Source organism: Streptomyces sp. NPDC033180 (assembly GCF_055577645.1).
On record NZ_JBVIPU010000017.1, the window covers coordinates 155,171 to 172,668 of the forward strand.

15 protein-coding genes, 2 pseudogenes and 1 riboswitch are annotated in these 17,498 nt (G+C 67.1%); of the genes and pseudogenes, 4 read left to right on the forward strand and 13 right to left on the reverse strand.

Going from position 1 to position 17,498, the window contains the following annotated elements; genetic code table 11:
* Positions 1–200: 200 nt before the first annotated feature.
* From thiM to ACZ5WE_RS33320, 3 genes are all read right to left on the reverse strand, one after another.
* Positions 201–980: a hydroxyethylthiazole kinase gene (gene thiM, locus ACZ5WE_RS33310; RefSeq protein ID WP_467694214.1), complete on the reverse strand. Its 780-nt coding sequence runs from the start codon at positions 978–980 to the stop codon at positions 201–203.
* A gap of 47 nt (positions 981–1,027) precedes the next feature.
* Positions 1,028–1,153, reverse strand: a riboswitch (TPP riboswitch).
* A 568-nt stretch (positions 1,154–1,721) separates the two neighbouring features.
* Positions 1,722–2,489, reverse strand: a complete 768-nt coding sequence (locus tag ACZ5WE_RS33315) for a hypothetical protein (protein ID WP_467694216.1) — start codon at positions 2,487–2,489, stop codon at positions 1,722–1,724.
* 190 nt (positions 2,490–2,679) lie between these two features.
* Positions 2,680–3,150, reverse strand: a complete 471-nt coding sequence (locus tag ACZ5WE_RS33320) for a hypothetical protein (protein WP_467694218.1) — start codon at positions 3,148–3,150, stop codon at positions 2,680–2,682.
* Between the two features lie 352 nt (positions 3,151–3,502).
* Between ACZ5WE_RS33320 and ACZ5WE_RS33325 the strand changes: the two genes are divergently transcribed.
* A complete protein-coding gene (locus ACZ5WE_RS33325) occupies positions 3,503–4,525 on the forward strand; it encodes a cation diffusion facilitator family transporter (RefSeq protein WP_467694220.1) in 1,023 nt (340 codons plus the stop codon).
* A gap of 6 nt (positions 4,526–4,531) precedes the next feature.
* Positions 4,532–5,686, forward strand: coding sequence for an RHS repeat-associated core domain-containing protein (locus ACZ5WE_RS33330; protein ID WP_467694221.1), 1,155 nt, complete (start codon positions 4,532–4,534; stop codon positions 5,684–5,686).
* Positions 5,687–6,492: 806 nt separating this feature from the next.
* On the opposite strand, the gene ACZ5WE_RS33335 is transcribed toward ACZ5WE_RS33330, so the two are convergent.
* The 6 genes and pseudogenes from ACZ5WE_RS33335 to ACZ5WE_RS33360 all read right to left on the reverse strand — a co-directional run.
* A complete protein-coding gene (locus ACZ5WE_RS33335; protein ID WP_467694223.1) occupies positions 6,493–6,777 on the reverse strand; it encodes a hypothetical protein in 285 nt (94 codons plus the stop codon).
* 13 nt (positions 6,778–6,790) lie between these two features.
* A complete protein-coding gene (locus ACZ5WE_RS33340) occupies positions 6,791–7,339 on the reverse strand; it encodes a helix-turn-helix domain-containing protein (protein WP_467694225.1) in 549 nt (182 codons plus the stop codon).
* A gap of 31 nt (positions 7,340–7,370) precedes the next feature.
* Positions 7,371–7,538 (reverse strand): nuclear transport factor 2 family protein, encoded by a 168-nt coding sequence (locus ACZ5WE_RS33345; RefSeq protein ID WP_467694227.1) that lies wholly within the window; start codon positions 7,536–7,538, stop codon positions 7,371–7,373.
* A gap of 704 nt (positions 7,539–8,242) precedes the next feature.
* Positions 8,243–8,911, reverse strand: a complete 669-nt coding sequence (locus ACZ5WE_RS33350; protein WP_467694229.1) for an alpha/beta fold hydrolase — start codon at positions 8,909–8,911, stop codon at positions 8,243–8,245.
* Positions 8,912–9,120: 209 nt separating this feature from the next.
* Positions 9,121–10,401, reverse strand: a complete 1,281-nt coding sequence (locus tag ACZ5WE_RS33355) for an MMPL family transporter (protein ID WP_467694230.1) — start codon at positions 10,399–10,401, stop codon at positions 9,121–9,123.
* A gap of 49 nt (positions 10,402–10,450) precedes the next feature.
* Positions 10,451–11,287: pseudogene (locus ACZ5WE_RS33360) on the reverse strand (MMPL family transporter); the annotation flags it as partial.
* A 309-nt stretch (positions 11,288–11,596) separates the two neighbouring features.
* Between ACZ5WE_RS33360 and ACZ5WE_RS33365 the strand changes: the two are divergent.
* On the forward strand, positions 11,597–12,814 hold the full coding sequence (locus tag ACZ5WE_RS33365) for a CoA transferase (RefSeq protein ID WP_467694276.1): 1,218 nt from the start codon (positions 11,597–11,599) through the stop codon (positions 12,812–12,814).
* A 457-nt stretch (positions 12,815–13,271) separates the two neighbouring features.
* Here ACZ5WE_RS33365 and ACZ5WE_RS33370 read toward each other — a convergent pair whose 3' ends face one another.
* Complete coding sequence (locus tag ACZ5WE_RS33370; protein WP_467694232.1) at positions 13,272–13,526, reverse strand: nitrilase-related carbon-nitrogen hydrolase; 255 nt, start codon at positions 13,524–13,526, stop codon at positions 13,272–13,274.
* Between the two features lie 761 nt (positions 13,527–14,287).
* On the opposite strand from ACZ5WE_RS33370, the pseudogene ACZ5WE_RS33375 reads away from it, so the two are divergent.
* Positions 14,288–15,769: pseudogene (locus tag ACZ5WE_RS33375) on the forward strand (glycoside hydrolase family 30 protein); the annotation flags it as partial.
* Here ACZ5WE_RS33375 and ACZ5WE_RS33380 read toward each other — a convergent pair.
* The 3 genes from ACZ5WE_RS33380 to ACZ5WE_RS33390 all read right to left on the reverse strand — a co-directional run bounded on the left by ACZ5WE_RS33380 (position 15,730) and on the right by ACZ5WE_RS33390 (position 17,408).
* Entirely contained in the window at positions 15,730–15,909 is a 180-nt protein-coding gene (locus ACZ5WE_RS33380) for a hypothetical protein (RefSeq protein WP_467694234.1), read from the reverse strand. The pseudogene ACZ5WE_RS33375 and the gene ACZ5WE_RS33380 sit on opposite strands and share 40 nt — an antisense overlap.
* A gap of 287 nt (positions 15,910–16,196) precedes the next feature.
* On the reverse strand, positions 16,197–16,679 hold the full coding sequence (locus ACZ5WE_RS33385) for a phosphotransferase family protein (RefSeq protein ID WP_469157312.1): 483 nt from the start codon (positions 16,677–16,679) through the stop codon (positions 16,197–16,199).
* A gap of 72 nt (positions 16,680–16,751) precedes the next feature.
* Complete coding sequence (locus tag ACZ5WE_RS33390; protein WP_467694238.1) at positions 16,752–17,408, reverse strand: DUF998 domain-containing protein; 657 nt, start codon at positions 17,406–17,408, stop codon at positions 16,752–16,754.
* Positions 17,409–17,498: the final 90 nt, after the last annotated feature.

Sequence of the window (17,498 nt, forward strand, 5' to 3'; positions counted from 1 at the left end):
GGGAGGGCCCCTGACGTGCAGGAACCTTGAGTTATCCACAGGGGTGAGGGTGTGTGTCTGAGGGGACTGGCAGACTTGGTGTTGGGGTCGCCCCCCTGGGCGGGCGGGGGCTGATCAGCGGCTGATCAGCGGCTGACGTCCAGGCCGACCGCTCACCGCGGAACCCCGCAACACCCGCAACACCCGCAACACCCGCAAGTTCAGCGCAGGTTGAGAGTCTCGGCGAGCCGGTCCGGGCTGAGCTCGTGCAGCGCGTCGATCAGTGCGACCGCGAACGTGCCGGGTCCCGTCGAGCGGGTGGCGGCGGTTTCCGCCGCCACGGTGAGCAGGCCCGTCGCGGCAGTGGCGGCCAGCAGCGCGTCGCCGGTGACGGCTGTGCAGGCGGCCACCAGGGCGCCGAGCGAGCAGCCGGTTCCCGTCACCAGGGGCAGCAGCGGGTGCCCATTGGTCACGCGCACCACTCGCGCTCCGTCGGTGAGGACGTCCTCCGGACCGCTCACGGCGACCGCGCAGCCGTAGCGTCGGCTCAGCGCGTCGGCCGCGGCCAGCGCCGCTTCAGGGGCGTCCGTACTGTCCACGCCGCGCCCGCCCGTGCCGCCGTCGCCCAGCGCCAGGATCTCGGAAGGGTTGCCGCGAACGACCGCGGGGGGTGCGCTCTCCAGGAGTTCGTGGGCGAGCTCGGTGCGCCAGGGCAGCGGACCGACCGCCACCGGGTCGAGCACCCACGGGCGCCCGGCCCCGTCCGCTTCCTTGACCGCAACGCGCATTGCCTCAGCCGTCACGGAGGTCACCGTCCCCAGGTTGACCAGGACAACTCCGGCCACTCGGGCCAGTGCTCCGGCCTCCTCCGCGCTGTGCACCATCGCGGGGGCGGCCCCCGCCGCGAGCAGCACGTTCGCGGTGAACTGCGACACCACGACGTTGGTCAGGCAGTGCACAAGGGGTGCGGAGGTCCGCAGAGACGCGATCACGTCCGCCACAGCAGCACGGGAAACGGCAGGGCCGTTCTGGGCAGGTACGGAGGCAGTATCCATCGTCAACACCCTTCCTACGCCGGCATTACCCGGTCCAGGTTCATGCGGTCGGCGGAAAGGGGAGCAAGTCCCGTCCGCCCTCTCAGCCCGGCTACTCCCGAGCTCCCGCGGTGGTCACTACGCAATGTACCTCTCCCGGGGGCGGGCGTTCGCACTCGGGGCATCTCACGGCACGACACGGTTCCTGGCGCCGGCTACCACCACTGTTCGGTGCCCGTTGGCAGAAGGTCTACCGCCGGTTTGCCCTGCGGAGAGCGGACTCCTGCTCCCGCGGACCTTCTCCACCGCGCTGCGCGGCCTGGTCGTACTGGAATCCACCTGCCTGCGCCTGGACGCTGACTCCTACCTCACCGCCCACCTCGGCAATCACGTCCGGCCAGGACGCGAGGCGCTTACTCACCCCTGGTCGCAGCCACCACCGGAGGGCTCGTCACTGCGGTGGTGTTCGCCCACACGGAACCCGCCTCGCCCCAGCCACGAAGTCGAGGGCCCCGGGGTTCTCCGCGTGCCTGCGCAGCCACGACGTCACCCGCGACGTCACCCGCGACGTCCGCCCCGACGGCGGCAGACGACCCGCCAGGCTCTCGCTCCTGCGCGCCCCAACAGGCGGTCCACGCTGCGTACACCCTTCGAAGGTCCACTGTGCTGTGAACGAAGACCCACCCCCCATTGGCCTTGATCCGTTCCTCAGTTGGCAGCGCGCCTCGTATAGCGGTCAGGGTCGAACACTTCCCGGAACTGCGGGAATCGCTCGGACTTGGGGTCCAGCAGATCAATCAGGGCGATCAGATGCTGCTGCATCCCTGCTATCCGGAAGGTCGCAGGGCCGGCATCCTCGGCCAGGCCGTCGATGTCCGTGAGGAGCTGCCGGAACCAACTACGGAAGCTCTCGTCCACATCGAGTCTGGAGGAGAATTCCGCGAAGCCGAGACACCGTCGTCGACCGGGTTCGCCTTCCGGGTGCACCATCAGTTCGCCGATCGCCCGCTGCTGCGCACGGAAGAGACGCAGGTTGTTGCTCTCGGGAGAGGTTTGGTTGAGAGCTTTACCTATTTCGGAGATCTTGATCATGACATTCTGGTTCGTGCGTGACCGGCCAAGGTCGAGAAACTGAACGTCCCGGCGGAGAATTTCCACCCAGCCGAGATACTCGGCGAGTACGAAGACCGTGCTGCGCCGCGCGTACTCGGCCTCCTCCGCAGTGCCGTTGGCCAGGAAGGCGGTCAAGAATCCGTGCCTGGACCCAGGCGTCTGGTCCACGACATGGCCGTACAGGATGTTGAACAGCCTGCTCTGCAGATCAAAGGCTGACCACGCCAGCGAGGCTCCGTAGACACCCATGAGATTGCGCTGTTCCGCAGTGCGTAAGCGCCGCTGAGTCCAGTAACCAAGAGCGGCCGTCACTGAGGCGCTGGCCAGGGCTATCACAGCAGAGATCAGAGTCACAGTGCTCATCGATGTAGGTTCCCCTCGCTGACGGTTCCTTCAGAACCGTGCCCACCTCGGCCGTGAGGAAGACCGCAAGCGGGTGATCTGGCTGCACGACCACGTCCGTGAGCACCGACACCGGCCGGAGGCCGACGCGCGTCAACGTCTGCGCAGCCTCGCCCCGTCCCGGACGCTCTGCCCGCGAGTGGAGGAGCAATCACCAGTACTGGATCATCACCTTGGTAAGGATGACGACCCCCACCCCGAGGACGCCGAGACCGAAAACCATCCCGAACATATCCTTACCTGGCTGGGGCTCGGAGGCAGTGGCCTTGTCCGGCTCGTCGCCCGCGTAGTACACGAGCGTCTCGTCGCTTGGCTCCCGGCTCGTCGGGCCACCTGATTCCTTGAACCGGACAGCCAGACCATCCGCCGTCGTGAAGTCGTACTCGTGCCACTGGATGCGCCGCGCCACGTTGTTGACCATCTGGACAGTGACCCAGGCACGCACCACCCGCGCTGACGCGGTGAGTCCGCTCTCCCACGCCGTGCGCCGTTGCCGCGTTCGGCGCACGATCGCGTAGGCGGCCCAGAACATCAGCATGATGATCAGTGGGAAGAGCAGGTGGAAAACGAAATCCATGCCGTATGTACCCCGTACATGAGGAAAGGGAACGATGCGCGCCACGTGGCAGTCGCTCACGGTGCACGCGGACCCTATCCGAGTACATCAGGGGCATGACACCTGGGCGTGGATCACACGGTGACGTCCGAGCAGAGGCAGGACTCGCTCGCCGTGTTGCGCGAGCGGCGGCATCGGCTCCGGCATTGTCCCCGCGACCGCGTCGGGCCGTTGCCGCGGTCACCGCGGTCCTGGTGTGTGTCGTGGTCGGGCGCCCGCGGACGAATCGGATCCATGCGCGCTTGGCCCACGTCCGCAACGACGGCTCCTGCACGTCTGGAGCCGCACCCCCCGGGGTACACGACGGCGTGTTGTCCAGTGCAAGCACCCTTGAGACCCACCAGAACTGCGAGGCCTGATGACCGCCAAGCCGTCGACCGAGCAACCGTCGAGCAGACCGGCGTCGGCCGAGCGAGCGCCAAGCGAGCAGGCCGCGAGGAACAAGTCGTCGAAGGACCAGGAGACGAAGACCACCGTGTGGGTGGCGCTTGCCGCGAACCTGGTCATCGCCCTGGCCAAGGTGGCGGGCGGACTGTTCGCGGCCTCACCCGCGCTTCTCTCCGAGGCGGCTCACTCGGTCGCCGACAGCATGAATGAGGTCTTTCTGCTGGCCGCGCTGCGCCGCAGCCGTAAGCCGGCCGACCCCCAACACCCCTTCGGTTACGGCAAGGAACGTTTCTTCTGGTCGCTGCTCGCCGCCGTCGGCATCTTCGTCACCGGTGGCTGCTTCTCCATCTTCCAGGGCATCGAGGCGATGCGCTCCGAAAGCTCCGAAACCACGACTGGCTACATCATCGGTCTCGTCGTACTCGGGGTCGCGTTCCTCGCCGAGGGTGGTTCCCTGGTCCGCGCGCTGTGGCAGGTGCGGCGACAGGAGGGCGGCATCGGCTCCGACCCGGCCTTGCGCACCGTCATCGCCGAGGACGGCACCGCCGTGCTCGGCGTGACCCTCGCGATGATCGGCATGGGCCTGCACATGGCGACCGGCGAGGTCGTCTACGAGGCAGCTGCCTCCATGGCGATCGGCCTGCTGCTCATCGCGGTGGCCTACCGCCTGGGCAAGGAGGCCAGGGACCAACTCATCGGCGAGTCCGTCGACCCCGAACTGCGCGAGGAGATAGCCCACTTCCTCGCCGAGCAGCCCGAGATCGACTGTGTCGCGAGCCTGCTCACGATGCGGCTCGGCATGGACTCGACGCTCGTCGCTGCACGCATCGACCTCGCGCCCGGCCGGGACAGCGAGGTGGTGGAACTCGTCATGGAGCGCATCAAATCCGGCGTGGCCGAACGCTGGCCGCAGGCCGACCAGGTTTTCCTCGACGTCACCGAGGCGCCACCTGTACCGGGCGCCGAGGTCGCCCCGGACCTCACAGCCCGGTAGGAGACTTTGTCCGGCGCCACGCTGGTCGACCTCGCCTACACCTACGGATATGGCACCGGTGCCAAGACCCACGGCGACAGAATCCGCACCAGCACGGACACCGTGGCAGGCACCAAGACCAGCTACAGATACGACGGGGCGGGCCGCTTCTCCTACGCGGCGGAGAACAAGGGCTCCACGCTGAACGTGTCCTGGCAGTACTGCTACGACCTGGCCGGCAATCTCACCAGCCAGGGCACGGCGAAGGACTGCCCTCGCGGCGCCACCTACACGATCAACGACGCCCAGCAGATCACCGCGAAGAACGACTCGTCCACCAACTGGTCCTACGACCAGGAGGGCAACGAGACGGCGGCGGCGTCGACCCCGGAGGGGACCCGCACCGGGGAGAAGTGGTCGGATCACAGCCAGCTCACCTCACTGACCGTCGGCGGCAAGACCTACGCCGGCCAGTACGGCTCCACGGACCAGAGCGAGCGGATCAAGCTCGGGGACACCTACTTCCACAACGGCCCGATCGGCCTCTCAGCCACGTCAACCGCGGGTGTGGACGCAGGCTTCAACCGGGAGCCGGAGGGCACACTCAACTCCATGACCCGGGACGGAAAGGCGCACTACTACCTCACCGACGCCCTCGGCTCCGTCGTCGCCACCGCCGACAAGACTGGCGCGAAGGTCAACTCGTATCCCTACAGCCCCCGCGGGGTCACCCGCACGCCAAGCAGCGAGAAGGTCAGCCAGCCCTACTGGTTCGCCGGCGGCTATCAGGACGTCACCGGCCTGTACCACTTCTCCGCCCGCTACTACGACCCCAACATCGGCCGCTTCACTCAGCGTGATCCTTCAGGCCAGGAACAGAACCCCTATCTCTACGCCGCAGGCGACCCCGTCAACCGCATCGACCCGTCAGGACTCTTTAGCTTCTCTGACCTGGGCATTGACTCTCTAATCAACGCAGTCGGCAATCAACGCAGTCGGCGGCGCAATCTTTGGTTGCGTTACCGGAGCAGTGGCGGCTGTCATCGTCGGGTCAGCTGCTGGACCTGGGGGGACAACGGTCGGGGGGCGCTTGGCGGTTGTGGCATCGGAGCAGCTGGAGCAGGGGCTGGTGGTCCAGCCGGTGGCGCCGCCATGCCGACGCTGAACCAGACGCTGAAGTAGTCACGACAGTGAAGGCAGAGGCATATGAGCGGTCTCACCATCGCATTGATAGGCGTAGCCGTCGGGGCGGTAATCGGCCCGTTGACTGTTCTGCTTGTGGTCAGAGCGCGGCGAAGCCGCTGATACATCGGTCGCCCCAGCGGAGAACGTGACCCTTGGGCGAAGCGGGCGCCCCTCCTCGAGCTGGTATTGCTGAGTGGAGGTGCCACTCCCTTTTCATTGGGTGCGACTTGGATCACTAACTGATCGTCTCGGAAGGGGGGCGGACGGTCATTCGTCGTCGAGCCGGTGATGGACTGCGCGAAGCCACCCGCAATCGAGCAGGCCGGTCAGCACCTGTGGGATGTTGTTCTGCTACCGGTTCGTCAACGACGTGCCCAAGAACCGGCGCTCCGACATCCGTGCTTGACGCCACCCCCTTTCTTGCCCCCTCCTCCTCCGGTCGCTGCCACGCTGTGTTCGCTCTGGGCATCGGGACGATCAACCAACCAACCGGATCCCCAGGCCCGCAAGATGACCTTCGCTCAGGGGCCGGTCCAGGTGGCTGTGCGACCGGATCTGTTGCCCCACGATGTGACGGGGCCCCTTCTCTGAACCAACGACCTCGGGGGGAATTGAGGTCGGAACTGGTGGCCTGGCGATTCGGCGGTGTGCGATCAGCGGGTGTTGTCGCGGACGAGGACGAGTTCGGTGCGTGTCCGCCGGCGGGTGGGCCGCTTCGCGGAGCGGTCGGAAATCAGGGCAGCGATGGCCAGGCGGGTCTCGGAGTAGGTCTCGCGGCGTCCGGTGAAGCGTCGCAGGGGTGCCTATTGCCGCAGTTCAGTGGGGGTGTGCTCGACGCAGAAACGGGCCGAGGACTGGTGCCGTCGTGCCTCGATCCAGGCTCGCTTGTCGCCGTCGCACGCGGTGTCCTTCGGCTTCTTCGGCGGGGCGGTGACCTGGCCAGGGAACTCCTTGGCGAGCCCTGCGTACTTGGCGTCGACCTCGGATTTCACCGGTGAACGGAGGCGGAACTGTTCGGCGATACCCTCGGTGCGCACGGCGGCCGGGTCGTGTATCCGGCCGGGCCGGACGACTGCGGAGAGCAGCATCCGGCCTTGCCCGTCACTGATCGTGGTGGTGTTGATCGTGTCCTGCCGTCTCCTGCCGTCTCCTGCCGTCGCCTGCCCGATACGAAGGCGCGGCGTCCGGGGCGCCCTGGTTGCGGGCGCCTGACCTGTGTTTCGGCGCCGTCGAGTCAGAGCGTGACGGGCTTCGGCCTCGGCGTAGGGAAAGCGTCCTCCAGGGTGTGCACCGGACTCCGGGCCGGTCGAGCACGGCAAAGCCATGGGCCGCGAGCCGTGGTCGGACCTGCCGGATGGCCGCCGAGACAGTGGAGCGGTCCACGCCGAACAGCTCGGCCAGCACCTCGTGCGGCAGCTGGTGACGCAGGTGAACCAGAGTGAGCAGCCATCGGTCGCAGAAGACCAGCTTCGGCGCGCGCCCGGCGCCGGATGCCCTGCGGCGTTCACCGCCCCGGGCTTCGTGGAGCGCGGACTGACGTGCCGCCTCCCATGGAGCTGCGAGTTCAGCGAACAACTCGCCGAAATGCGAGCGGAAGACCCCGGACAGGGCAGGATGGGAACAGGCTGCGCGGGCCCAGGTCAGCTTCACAACTCACCCAACCCGCGCGCCCCTTGTCAGGTCACGCGCCGAGTATCTCCGTGTTCGGGCAGGCGACCAGGCGCCATTGACTGTCCTCCTTCGCCATCACGTAGAGCGGCGTACCCGGGTTCCCAATGGGCTGACCATCGAGCGTCAGGTACTGGGCATGCACCTTGACAGCGGCGACGTCGGGGCGGATGAACAGCACATCCACCACCTCGTAGGTGGCCGAAGACTGCTTCGATCTCCCAGCGTTCGCGGTAGAGGGCGGCCAGTTGCCGGGCCGGATAGCGGCGGGTGCCCAGGAGGCTGGTGACCAGACGGTAGTCCCCGTCTGTGCCTTTGAGCCGGTAAGTCAGGACCCGGACGGTGACCGGATCACGGTGCGAGGCATCGGTGCTGGCATGGATACGTGAGATTCATGATCCGTCCCGCAGTGGCCTGTCGACGGGCTGGACACGGTTGGCGGACGCCCGACACAGCAGGTCGACCCCAGTGTCGGTGAATGCCTGCCACAGCGGGACACCGAGGAACTCACGGTCAGCCAGAACCAGTTGACCCGGCCCGCATGAGCGGGGCAGGCGGCCCACCAGAGTCACTTCCCCGGTGTGGCAGCCGGCGAGTTCCGCCTCCAGCACCGCATGACTGCCCACCTTCACCAGAGCAGCCATCCGCACCTGCACAAAGGCACTGCGGCCGGTCCCGCGGCCATTGCCGGGACGGCCGAACGCCGCTTGAACCACTCGCCAGACTCGAACCGATCCCGCTCACGAAAGTGCTGCCGTTCGGCAGCCAGCCCACCGCCCTATACGTAGCGCATACCACCGGCCTGCCACAGGGATCACCAACCATCACGCACTACGACAACACTTCGAACAGGTCAGTAACCCGGCACCGCTAGGAGTTGGCAGCCTATGCCAGGACGCGGGCGAATTCGCGAGGACGGGTGACCATCGGCCAGTGGCCCGAGTCGAAGTCCACGTACTCAAGCTGGGCAGCACGGGCGAGCTCAGAACTCTCACCGGCAGCGACCCACTCCTTGGCCTGGGTAGGGGTGAACTCAGGGCAGACAATCACAACGGGGACATCGAAGCGGCGCTCGTCGGTCAAGCGTACGACTCCCCTCGCGACCGCCTCGGGGACAGGAACGGCGGCGGACGCGAAGCGTTCCCGGGCCTGCTGGTCCAGGTCGGCGGCGTCCGCGCCCTCAAAGGAATCCCAGCCCGGGAAGGGCATGGCGCCGCCCTCGATCGCGAAGTGATCGGCGTAGGCCCGCCCATCAGCGGCGGGGAAGCCGCCGATCAGGGCGACCTTGGCCACCTTCTCCGGTCGTGCGTCGGCGGCCAACCAGGCCAGGGTCGATGCTGCGGAGTGCCCTACCACCAGGGGTATTTCGGGAGCCGCGTCAACCGCGGCAAGCACTGCTTTCAACTCGTCGTCAAGCGTCGCGGAGACCGCGCCGCCCCCCTGTCCTGGGAGGGTGAGCGGCACGGGCTGGTGGCCGAGCGCGGTGAGTTCGGGCACGACGTCGTCCCAGGCGGACCCGTCGAGCCACAAGCCAGCGATGAGCACGATGTCCATGGTGGTTCTCCCGAAGTGGAGTCGGATCTGGTTGCCGGCACGCTACCGGGAGGCTCTGGCAACGGGCCGTGGTTTGAAAACGGTCGTTGAAACGGCGGCTCGACCCAACGACCCACCCCGGCGGACCCACGCGGTCACAGCACTAGGGGCGCTGCCCCGGCCTGTCGACGACGGCTCGCTCGGATTGGATGCCGCGCCCTTGGTCGGAGCTAGGACCCGGCCATCCGGACAGACGGTGGCGATGAGGCTCGTGTGATCGTTCCGGTTCTGCGGCTCCAGGCCCGCTCACCGAGCAGGGACATCGCGGCTGGAAGCAGCACACCGCGTACAACGGTGGCGTCGATGAGGATGGCCAGCGCCAGGCCGAGGCCCAGCATCTTGTATTCGATGGCGGACAGGGTCATGAAGACCGTGAAGACGCCGGTCATGATGAGTGCCGCGCTACTGACCACGCCCGCGCTGGCTGCGATGCCGCCGATGACCGCCTCGCGCGGTTCTGTGCCCGCGAGCCACCGTTCTCTGATCCGGCTGAGGATGAAGATGTGGTAGTCCATACTCAGGCCGAACAGGATGATGAACATGAAGAGCGTTAGCCAACTGACCACTCCGCCGTAGGAGTTGAACCCAAGGAGCGATTCCAGGTTGCCGTCCTGGAAGACGCAGGCAAGGACCCCGTAAGCGGCGCCGATGGACATCAGGTTGAGCAGGATCGAAGCCAACGGGATGGTCCATGACCGGAAGGTCACCGCGAGCAGCAGGAACGCCAGGCCGAGGATGAACGCGAAGACCATCGGAGTCCGGTCGTTCACCTGTTCCGCGAGGTCGTGGGGCATGGCGGTCTTGCCCGAGACCGCGTAGTCGACGCCCTTCACCGTGCCAACCCTCGCGGGCAGAGTCTGATCGCGCAGGGTTTCCAGGGCCCGATTGGCAACGGGATCGGTGACGGCGCCCGCCAGCGGTACGCGTACTACCATCGCGTCGCCGACCGGCACGGCCGTGATCGGCTCGCGCAGCGCGCCACGGCTGGCGGCAGCTTGTTCGTGGAGCGCGTCGATTGCCTTTCGTACCTCGGGCTTGTCGGCCGATGCACCGTCCGCACGGTCGATGACCACCCGGGCCGCGGTCGCGGCCCCCGGGAACTGTTGCTGCATCTTGCTGGCTGCATCGACTGCGGTCGAGACACCGGGCGGCAGGCTGGCGGTCACCGCGGCGTCCTGCAGCCGGATGCCGAGCGCGGGCAGGGCCATGACCAGCAGGGTCACGGCCGCTGTCGCGCCGGCCACGACGGGCCGCCGTACGACCGCGCGTGCTATCCGGCCCCAGAGGCGCGACTCCTTTGCCGCGATCCTGCGCCTGCCGAGCCAGGGGATACGGGCCTTGTCGACCCGTTGGCCGAGTGTGGCGAGCAGCGCGGGCAGCACCGTCACGGAGCTGAGCACTGCGAGACCGACCACCAGGATGGTGCCAAGGGTCAGGCCCCTTGAAGACATCCACTCCGGTGAACAGCAGGCCGACCATGCAGACCATCACGGTCAGGCCGGAGGCCACGACGGCGTGGCCTGATGTGCGCGCCGTGATCCGCAGGGCCTCGCGCAGGTCGTGCCCCGCTGCCCGCTCTTCCCGCACCTGGCGCAGATAGAAGAGCGAGTAGTCGATGCCGACGGCCATGCCGATCAGCAGCACGATGGCGGAGGCAGCGCTGTTGAACGGCACCCAATGGCTGACGAGTTGCAGCAGGCCGAACGCCGCCGCCACGGTGGTCGCCGACAGCAGAAGAGGGATCCCGGCGGCGACCAGAGAGCCGAAGACGACCAGCAGTATCAGGAGGGTGAGCGGCAGAGAGGTCATCTCGGCACGCTTGAGGTCATCCTTGATCCCGTCGTTGACGGCCTCGGAGAGACTCTGGTCGCCCGCTTGGGCGAACCGTACCTGCGGGTGGCGCTCCCGCACCTGTTCCACGGCCTTCTCCACGGCTGCATAGTGCGCCTTGAACTGTCTCTCCGGGCCCGCCACTTCGAAGGTGACAAGGCAGACAAGGCCGGAGCGGCCGTCTCGCGAAATCCAGCGCTCAGCGTGCGCCGAGAGCGGCGAGCCGACCTCGCGCACCGCGCCCGGTGACCGACGCAGTTCAGCCACCAGCTCCCTGGTGGCCGTGCGCAGTTCGGGGTTCTGCGTGAACCGTAGGTCCCGATCAGCGCCACGCGACTGAATCAGTACGTTCTCCCGGATGGAGTCGCCGCTGTCCTGCGCCTGCACCATCTGCTGGGCGCGGCCCGACTCACCAGGATCCACGGATCTGGCACCGTCACCCGTCACCAGTGCGCTGGACAGGACAGCCAGCACCACGAGCGTGCGCCACCCGCCGATCGCCAGCATCAAGATCCTGTTACGAGCTCTCAGACCCGTCTAAGTCGAGTAGCCGGGGCACGGCGACGTGACCCGGCTATCCGAATAGGGGGGCCAGCCCAACGTGAGGGAGAAAGTCACAACGTCTTGCTGGCAGCGTCATCCTGGGGTGCACCGCACAATGAACGGATGACGTACACCGAGGATGCGGCCACCGCACACGCTTGGGCGGTCCTGGGGGGCCGGAGCCATCTGGTTGGGGGCGTGTCCTTCGAGGGGGCGGGCGCTCTCCTGCCGTCGCGTCTGCCGGTGAGGGAACTGGCGCGGGCCAGCGTGGGAGTGTCCTCGCTGGCGGCGGCGGAACTGTTGGCGCTGCGCAACCGCATACCGGTGCCCGGGGTGCGGGTGAACGAGGCGGCGGTGGCCACCGCGTTCGTCAGTGAACGCCATCTGCGGATCGACGGCCGGGCTCCGACTTCCTTCGCTCCGCTGTCCGGGTTCTGGCAGGCGGCCGACGGATGGGTTCGCACCCACGCCAACTACCCGCACCACCGTGCCCGGTTGCTCAGCGCCCTGGGTATCGCGGACACGGGAGGGGACCAGGCAATGGTGGGTGTGCTCTCGAAGGAGCTGGCATCGCGTCCGGCCCGGGAGGTCCAGGAGACCGTCTACGCGGCAGGCGGCCTGGCCGTGGCCGTGGCTTCCGCACCCGCTGCGGCCGGACCAGCCCTGGTCGAGACGCGGCACGTCGGCGGGGGCAGCCCCCGGCTGCTGGCGCCCGCATCCGTGCCGGCCCAAGGAGTGCGGGTCCTGGATCTGACCCGCGTCATCGCCGGCCCCGTCGCCACCCGCACTCTGGCGCTGCTGGGCGCCGACGTGCTGCGCGTGGACGCCCCCCAGCTGCCCGAGGACGCAGATGCTCACGCCGACACTGGCCTGGGCAAACGCTCCACGCTGCTGGATCTCACCAGCCGTGGCGGTCGGCACGTCTTCGAGGGCCTTCTCCGCCAGGCAGATGTGGTGGTGACCGGCTACCGCCCCGGTGCCCTGGACCGGCACGGAATGACCCCGGACGCGCTCCTGGCCCGCTATCCCGACCTGATCGTCGCCCAACTGTGCGCCTGGGACTGGTCCGGCCCCTGGGCCGAGCGTCGCGGCTTCGACAGCCTGGTCCAAGCCGGTACCGGTATCGCCGCAATCGAGGCTACGGCCGACGGCCGCCCTGGTGTACTGCCGGCACAGGCACTGGACCACGGAACCGGGTATCTGCTCGCTGCCGCTGTCCTACGTGCATTGAGCGACCGCCAGGCCACCGGCGGCGGGCGGCATCTTCGCCTCTCCCTGGCAGGTACGACGTCCTGGCTGCTGCATGACATCCACCCCACCCCCGCACAGGGCGAAGCCGACACCTACGACCCCGCATCCTGGCTCACCCAGACCGCATCGCCATACGGACTGCTGCGTCATGCCCTGCCCCCGGTCCACTACGAGGGCGCACCCGCGAACTGGAACCGTGCACCGACCCGGTGGGGCACCGATCTGCCGAACTGGGCCTGAACGGAAGCTAGGGGCGTGGCCGAGCCGTTGTGGCTCTGGTCTCACCTTGGCTGACCCCTAGTAAGAGGTGGTCGAGCAACCTGTGCATCCAAGGAGAGGCTACGTAGAAGCGTAGGGCTACCCAGTGGCTTCGCCGCCGGTGCGGGCGGTGAGCTGGGCGAGGTTGGGTAGGCCCAGGAAGGACAGCGAACGCAGGCTTGCTTGTGGACGCAGGTGGTGCCGTAGGCGCGAGCGCGGATCCCGGTAAAGAGCTTACGGCGCTCGAAGTGGCCGAGGAAGTCCTCCCACTCGGCGTCGGCAGGGGTGCGGTGTCCCTCGGCCGGCCGCAGGGAACGGCGCCGGGCGACGAACGCGCGATGGGCTTCGACGGTCTCCTCCGGGTGGATCGCTAATGGTGGAGTCGGGTATCGGAACTCTCGGAATGCCTGGCCGTAGGGGCCCTACGACCGTCCCATTGCTATACGTCTGTTCGATCTTGATAGCTCGTCTTGAGTAGGTCTCGTCGGCGCTGGCCGAGGTACCAATTGGCGGACTCGTCAAGGTCGATCGTGCTTCTGGTTACGGCGGACTCGCCAGAGTCAGCCTCGGCGAGGACCTCTCCTCTCGGTGAGATGACCATGCTGGGGCAGTGCTGGTGAGGATCTGCCACGTTGGCTGCCAGGACGAACCGTTGGTTCTCCGCTTCTCCAGGGCGACGAGCCGTTCCTCGCACGGTGGCAGGGCGCCCGTCGCGACGGCGTCGCGGCGCTCATCGCCACGCTGGTCCTCGCGCTGCCCAACGGCGCGGACCCCACCAAGCGCTGGGACCCGCCCTCCTCGCTGCTTGCGCTTGTCACCCTGGTGGGCCTTGTGATCACGATCAAGGAGAGCGCGAGCGCCGGTCAACTGGTATGGGCGACCATGAAGTTCACCGGCGAATTGGTGCCCGTGCCCGTGCCCGTCGGCCCGCAGGGACATGGACGAGCTGTGCGTGGTCATCTCCGAGCACTTCGACGACGATCTGTCGGCGCCTGCGCTGGCCAGGCGTATGTGCCTGAGTGAGCGTCATTTCGCCTGGGTCGTCCGCCAGGCGTGGAGGTTGGGTCGCGCCAGATTTATGCGCTTTCGCCGGTGGCGCGGCTTCTCAGCTCATGCCGCCACGCCAGGTGATGGCAGGCACGCAACCGCAACTCTCGCCGATGACCATGTTTCCCCTGAGCGCCCGGTGCTCGTGCGACGCGGTCCCGCCGGCAGAAGACTCCCGTACCGCTCTCTGAAGGCCCCTCGCCGGCCCTTCGTCGTTCGCCGAGGAAGAACGCCGAGGCGACTGCGGTCACAGTGGCTTGGAATCTCTGCCGGGATTGGCGACGTGTGCCGTGAGGCTTGACGTCTTTGGTTCAGACCTTTAATTTCGCCGTGAACCTGTCATGCACCGGCCTCCTGGTCATGCCTCTGAGTGCCTTGCTCTGCCCCACCATTGCGAAGGGCGACAACATGACACGATCCGGTCCCTGGTCCCGTATCTCTCGGGCAACTCGCTTTCTTCTCGCCGGTGTTGTCACGGCGGCGACGCTCGCCGTGACGAGCGGCACGGCTCAGGCGGTCAACGAGCCGGTGAACCTGTGGCTGACGACCACCTCCGACGCTGGTGGACGGACCGTGACGCGCGGTCTGGCCCAGCAGACACCGCTGCGGTTCGGCCCCGCGGGCGGAACGGCTCAGCAGACGATCACGGTCGACGAGAACACGACGTACCAGCAGTTCGAGGGCGGTGGCGCCTCGATCACGGACACCACCGCCTACCTGTTGCGCGGCGGCCCGATCACCGCCGCCACCCGCGACACCGTCATGCAGAAACTGTTCTCTCCGACCGCGGGCATCGGACTGTCCTTCGTCCGTAACCCGATCGGGGCTTCCGACCTGTCCCGGCCGGGCATGGTCTCGCTCGACGACACCTGCTGTGACCTCAACGACTTCGGCGCCAACGGCTACGACACCAATGTCCGCCTCCTGACCACGCAGGCCAAGCAGCTCAACCCGGCGCTGAAGGTCAAGGGCGTGCCGTGGAGCTCGCCGGCGTGGATGAAGGACAACGGGCGCATGGACCAGATGGGCTGGCTCAAGTGGGAGTACTACCCCATGTACGCCCAGTACCTGGTCAAGTACATCCAGAGCTACCAGGCCGCCGGAGTTCCGATCAACTACATCTCGGTGCAGAACGAGCCCAACTGCTGCCAGGCGGGCAACCCGACCGCGATGAACTACCCGGGCATGAGCTGGAACCCCTCGGGACTCGTGGAGTTCACCAAGAACCACGTCTACCCGGCGTTCCGCGCGGCCGGCATCACCACCAAGGTCCTTGTGCACGACTGGAACTACGGTGACTACGCCAACTTCGGTTCGGCGATCCTCGCCGATGCCGGTGTCCGGAACGACCCGCTGTTCGGCGGGATCGCCTGGCACGGGTACTTCGGTGACCCGGCGGTCGGCACCCAGGTCCGCAACCAGTACCCGACCGTGAAGCAGTTCAGTACCGAGCACTCGGGCGGTACTTGGATCGCCAACCAGCACAACGAGGACCTCGCCGACATCGTCAACTACACCCGTAACTGGAGCAGCAGCCTGGTCAAGTGGAGCCTGGCGCTCAACCAGAACATGGGTCCGCACAACGGCGGATGCGGCACCTGCACCGGACTGATCACCGTGCAGGAAGGCGGCTCACGGGCCGGACAGGTCGACTACACCATCGAGTACTACACCACTGGCCACCTCACCAAGTTCGTGAAACCCGGTGCCTACCGCATCTCTTCCACCGCCAACACCACTGTGCAGAACGTCGCCTGGCGCAACCCAGACGGCTCCAAGGCCCTCATCGCCCACAACGGCGGCACCAGCAGCCAGTCGGTGCGCGTGAACTGGGGCAGCCAGTCCTTCGTCTACACCCTGCCGGCCCGCACCACCGCAACCTTCACCTGGTAGTCCCAAGACGCCGCCAGGAAGCGGTACGCCCGTTCTGTGGTCCGCTGGTCAATGGCGCCCGTCACCAACTCGACCTGATCCACGATGAATCCGTCCGACGCGGCATCACGATCCAGATCGTCGTCGACTTCGTCCACGTTCTTGCATATCTGTGGTCCGCGGCGTGGTGCTTCCACGCCGCCGGAGGCCGGCGGCCGAGGACTGGGCCGCGGACCGCGCATTGACCGTTCTGACCGGCGACGCCCACCGCACGGCCGGCGAGATCGAAGCGCAGGCCAATACCGCCCGACAGGGGTGACGTTCCAGTGCGGCCGGCCTCCCCAGCCAGAGGCGGACAAAGTCGTGGTGCTGCCACAGGAGGTGGAGTCCTCCGAGTCAGCGTTTCCCTTCCGCGACGCCTGCTCGCCCAACGGCCCCGACGCCATCAGCGAGTGCCGAGCTTCGCCAACTCGCTCTCGATGTTCTTCACCATCGGGGCGATCCAGTCGCCATCCGCAGCGATCTCCCACAGCAGGGCGTGGACTGCCCAGACGACCCGGTGCGGGCGCAGTCGTGGGTCGATGTCGTCCGGCAGCGGATGGACGTCCGTGTACGACGATAGAAACTGCTCCGGCAGCCCTCCGTCCTCGGAATGCATGGACAGCCGGGCCAGGTCGAACAGGGGGTCGCCGCCCGCGGCGTCCGCCCAGTCGATGATGGCCCGGACGGTCCCATGCTTCTCGAGAATGTGCCGGACGTGGAGGTCGCCGTGGAGCAGTCGCGGACTGGCCGTCGCGCTCTGGGCGACCCGATGGAACGTCTGAACGACGGCCGCGGCAGTCGCCTCGGACAGGACGCCGGAGCCAGCAACCCCACGACCGACGGCATCCACGACCTCCGCAGCAGCGATGACACGACAGGCCACCATTCCCACAACACGGCCGCCCCTCAGCCTGACCAGCTAAAACACTGCCATCAGGTTCGGAACAACAACAGCCACTCAGGGGGTTGTCGGGGCGGGAGGCCGTACCTTGCCGGCGTTGATGAGGAAATGAATTCCGGCTGCGGTCATCCACCAGGTCACGGGGTAGACGAGAAGGCTTTCGAAGAGACCGACCCAGTTTGTGGACACGCTCATCAGCGGGGCGCTGACACCGGACAGAATGGCGAGAGGGATCGCGGTGTACCCGAAGAGCCGCCAGAAACTGTCGCGCCTCAGTGCCAACCCCAGGAAGAGGACGCCCAGAACACCGCCGATGCCGCCCAGTGCTCCACCGGCGCTGTGCAGAATGGGGCGCAGATTGTCGGGGTTGGCGCCCACGACTGCCAGGCCGATGCCGTTGGCTCCGAGTAGCCAGAGGCCTGCGTGTGCCTGGTGGGACTGTGGGAAGACGCTGCGTAGCAGGTACGCGCCGAGTGCGATGAGCAAGCCGACGACCACCCAGGTGATGTCGACGGTCAAGTGCCAAGGTGAGCACACGAATTTGCCGGCCTGGTTGAGGCATTCGGTGGTGCTGAGGCTGCTGATGAAATTTCGGCGGATGCTGTAGTTGGGGTTGTGCCACCGTGTTGCCGCGGCGATGTTGACCACGGTGAACGCGGCCACGGCGACCCATGCCGCCGCTCCCGCCCGAGCTGCTCGTCCATCCCTGATCATGAGGTCCAGGATAGGGAGCGGTCCGGGAGATGATTGTGCGCCGCGGGGCAATGCCTGCATAACTGTCGCCTTTGAGCCGGTGAGCTTTTC

Bases quoted from the DNA above. Each gene is read 5' to 3' on its own strand.
- ACZ5WE_RS33385 (WP_469157312.1), bottom strand. From the start codon at position 16,679: ATGGTGGCCTGTCGTGTCATCGCTGCTGCGGAGGTCGTGGATGCCGTC.
- ACZ5WE_RS33325 (WP_467694220.1), top strand. From the start codon at position 3,503: ATGACCGCCAAGCCGTCGACCGAGCAACCGTCGAGCAGACCGGCGTCG.
- ACZ5WE_RS33350 (WP_467694229.1), bottom strand. From the start codon at position 8,911: ATGGACATCGTGCTCATCGCTGGCTTGTGGCTCGACGGGTCCGCCTGG.
- ACZ5WE_RS33355 (WP_467694230.1), bottom strand. From the start codon at position 10,401: ATGTCTTCAAGGGGCCTGACCCTTGGCACCATCCTGGTGGTCGGTCTC.
- ACZ5WE_RS33335 (WP_467694223.1), bottom strand. From the start codon at position 6,777: ATGCTGCTCTCCGCAGTCGTCCGGCCCGGCCGGATACACGACCCGGCC.
- ACZ5WE_RS33390 (WP_467694238.1), bottom strand. From the start codon at position 17,408: ATGATCAGGGATGGACGAGCAGCTCGGGCGGGAGCGGCGGCATGGGTC.
- ACZ5WE_RS33315 (WP_467694216.1), bottom strand. From the start codon at position 2,489: ATGAGCACTGTGACTCTGATCTCTGCTGTGATAGCCCTGGCCAGCGCC.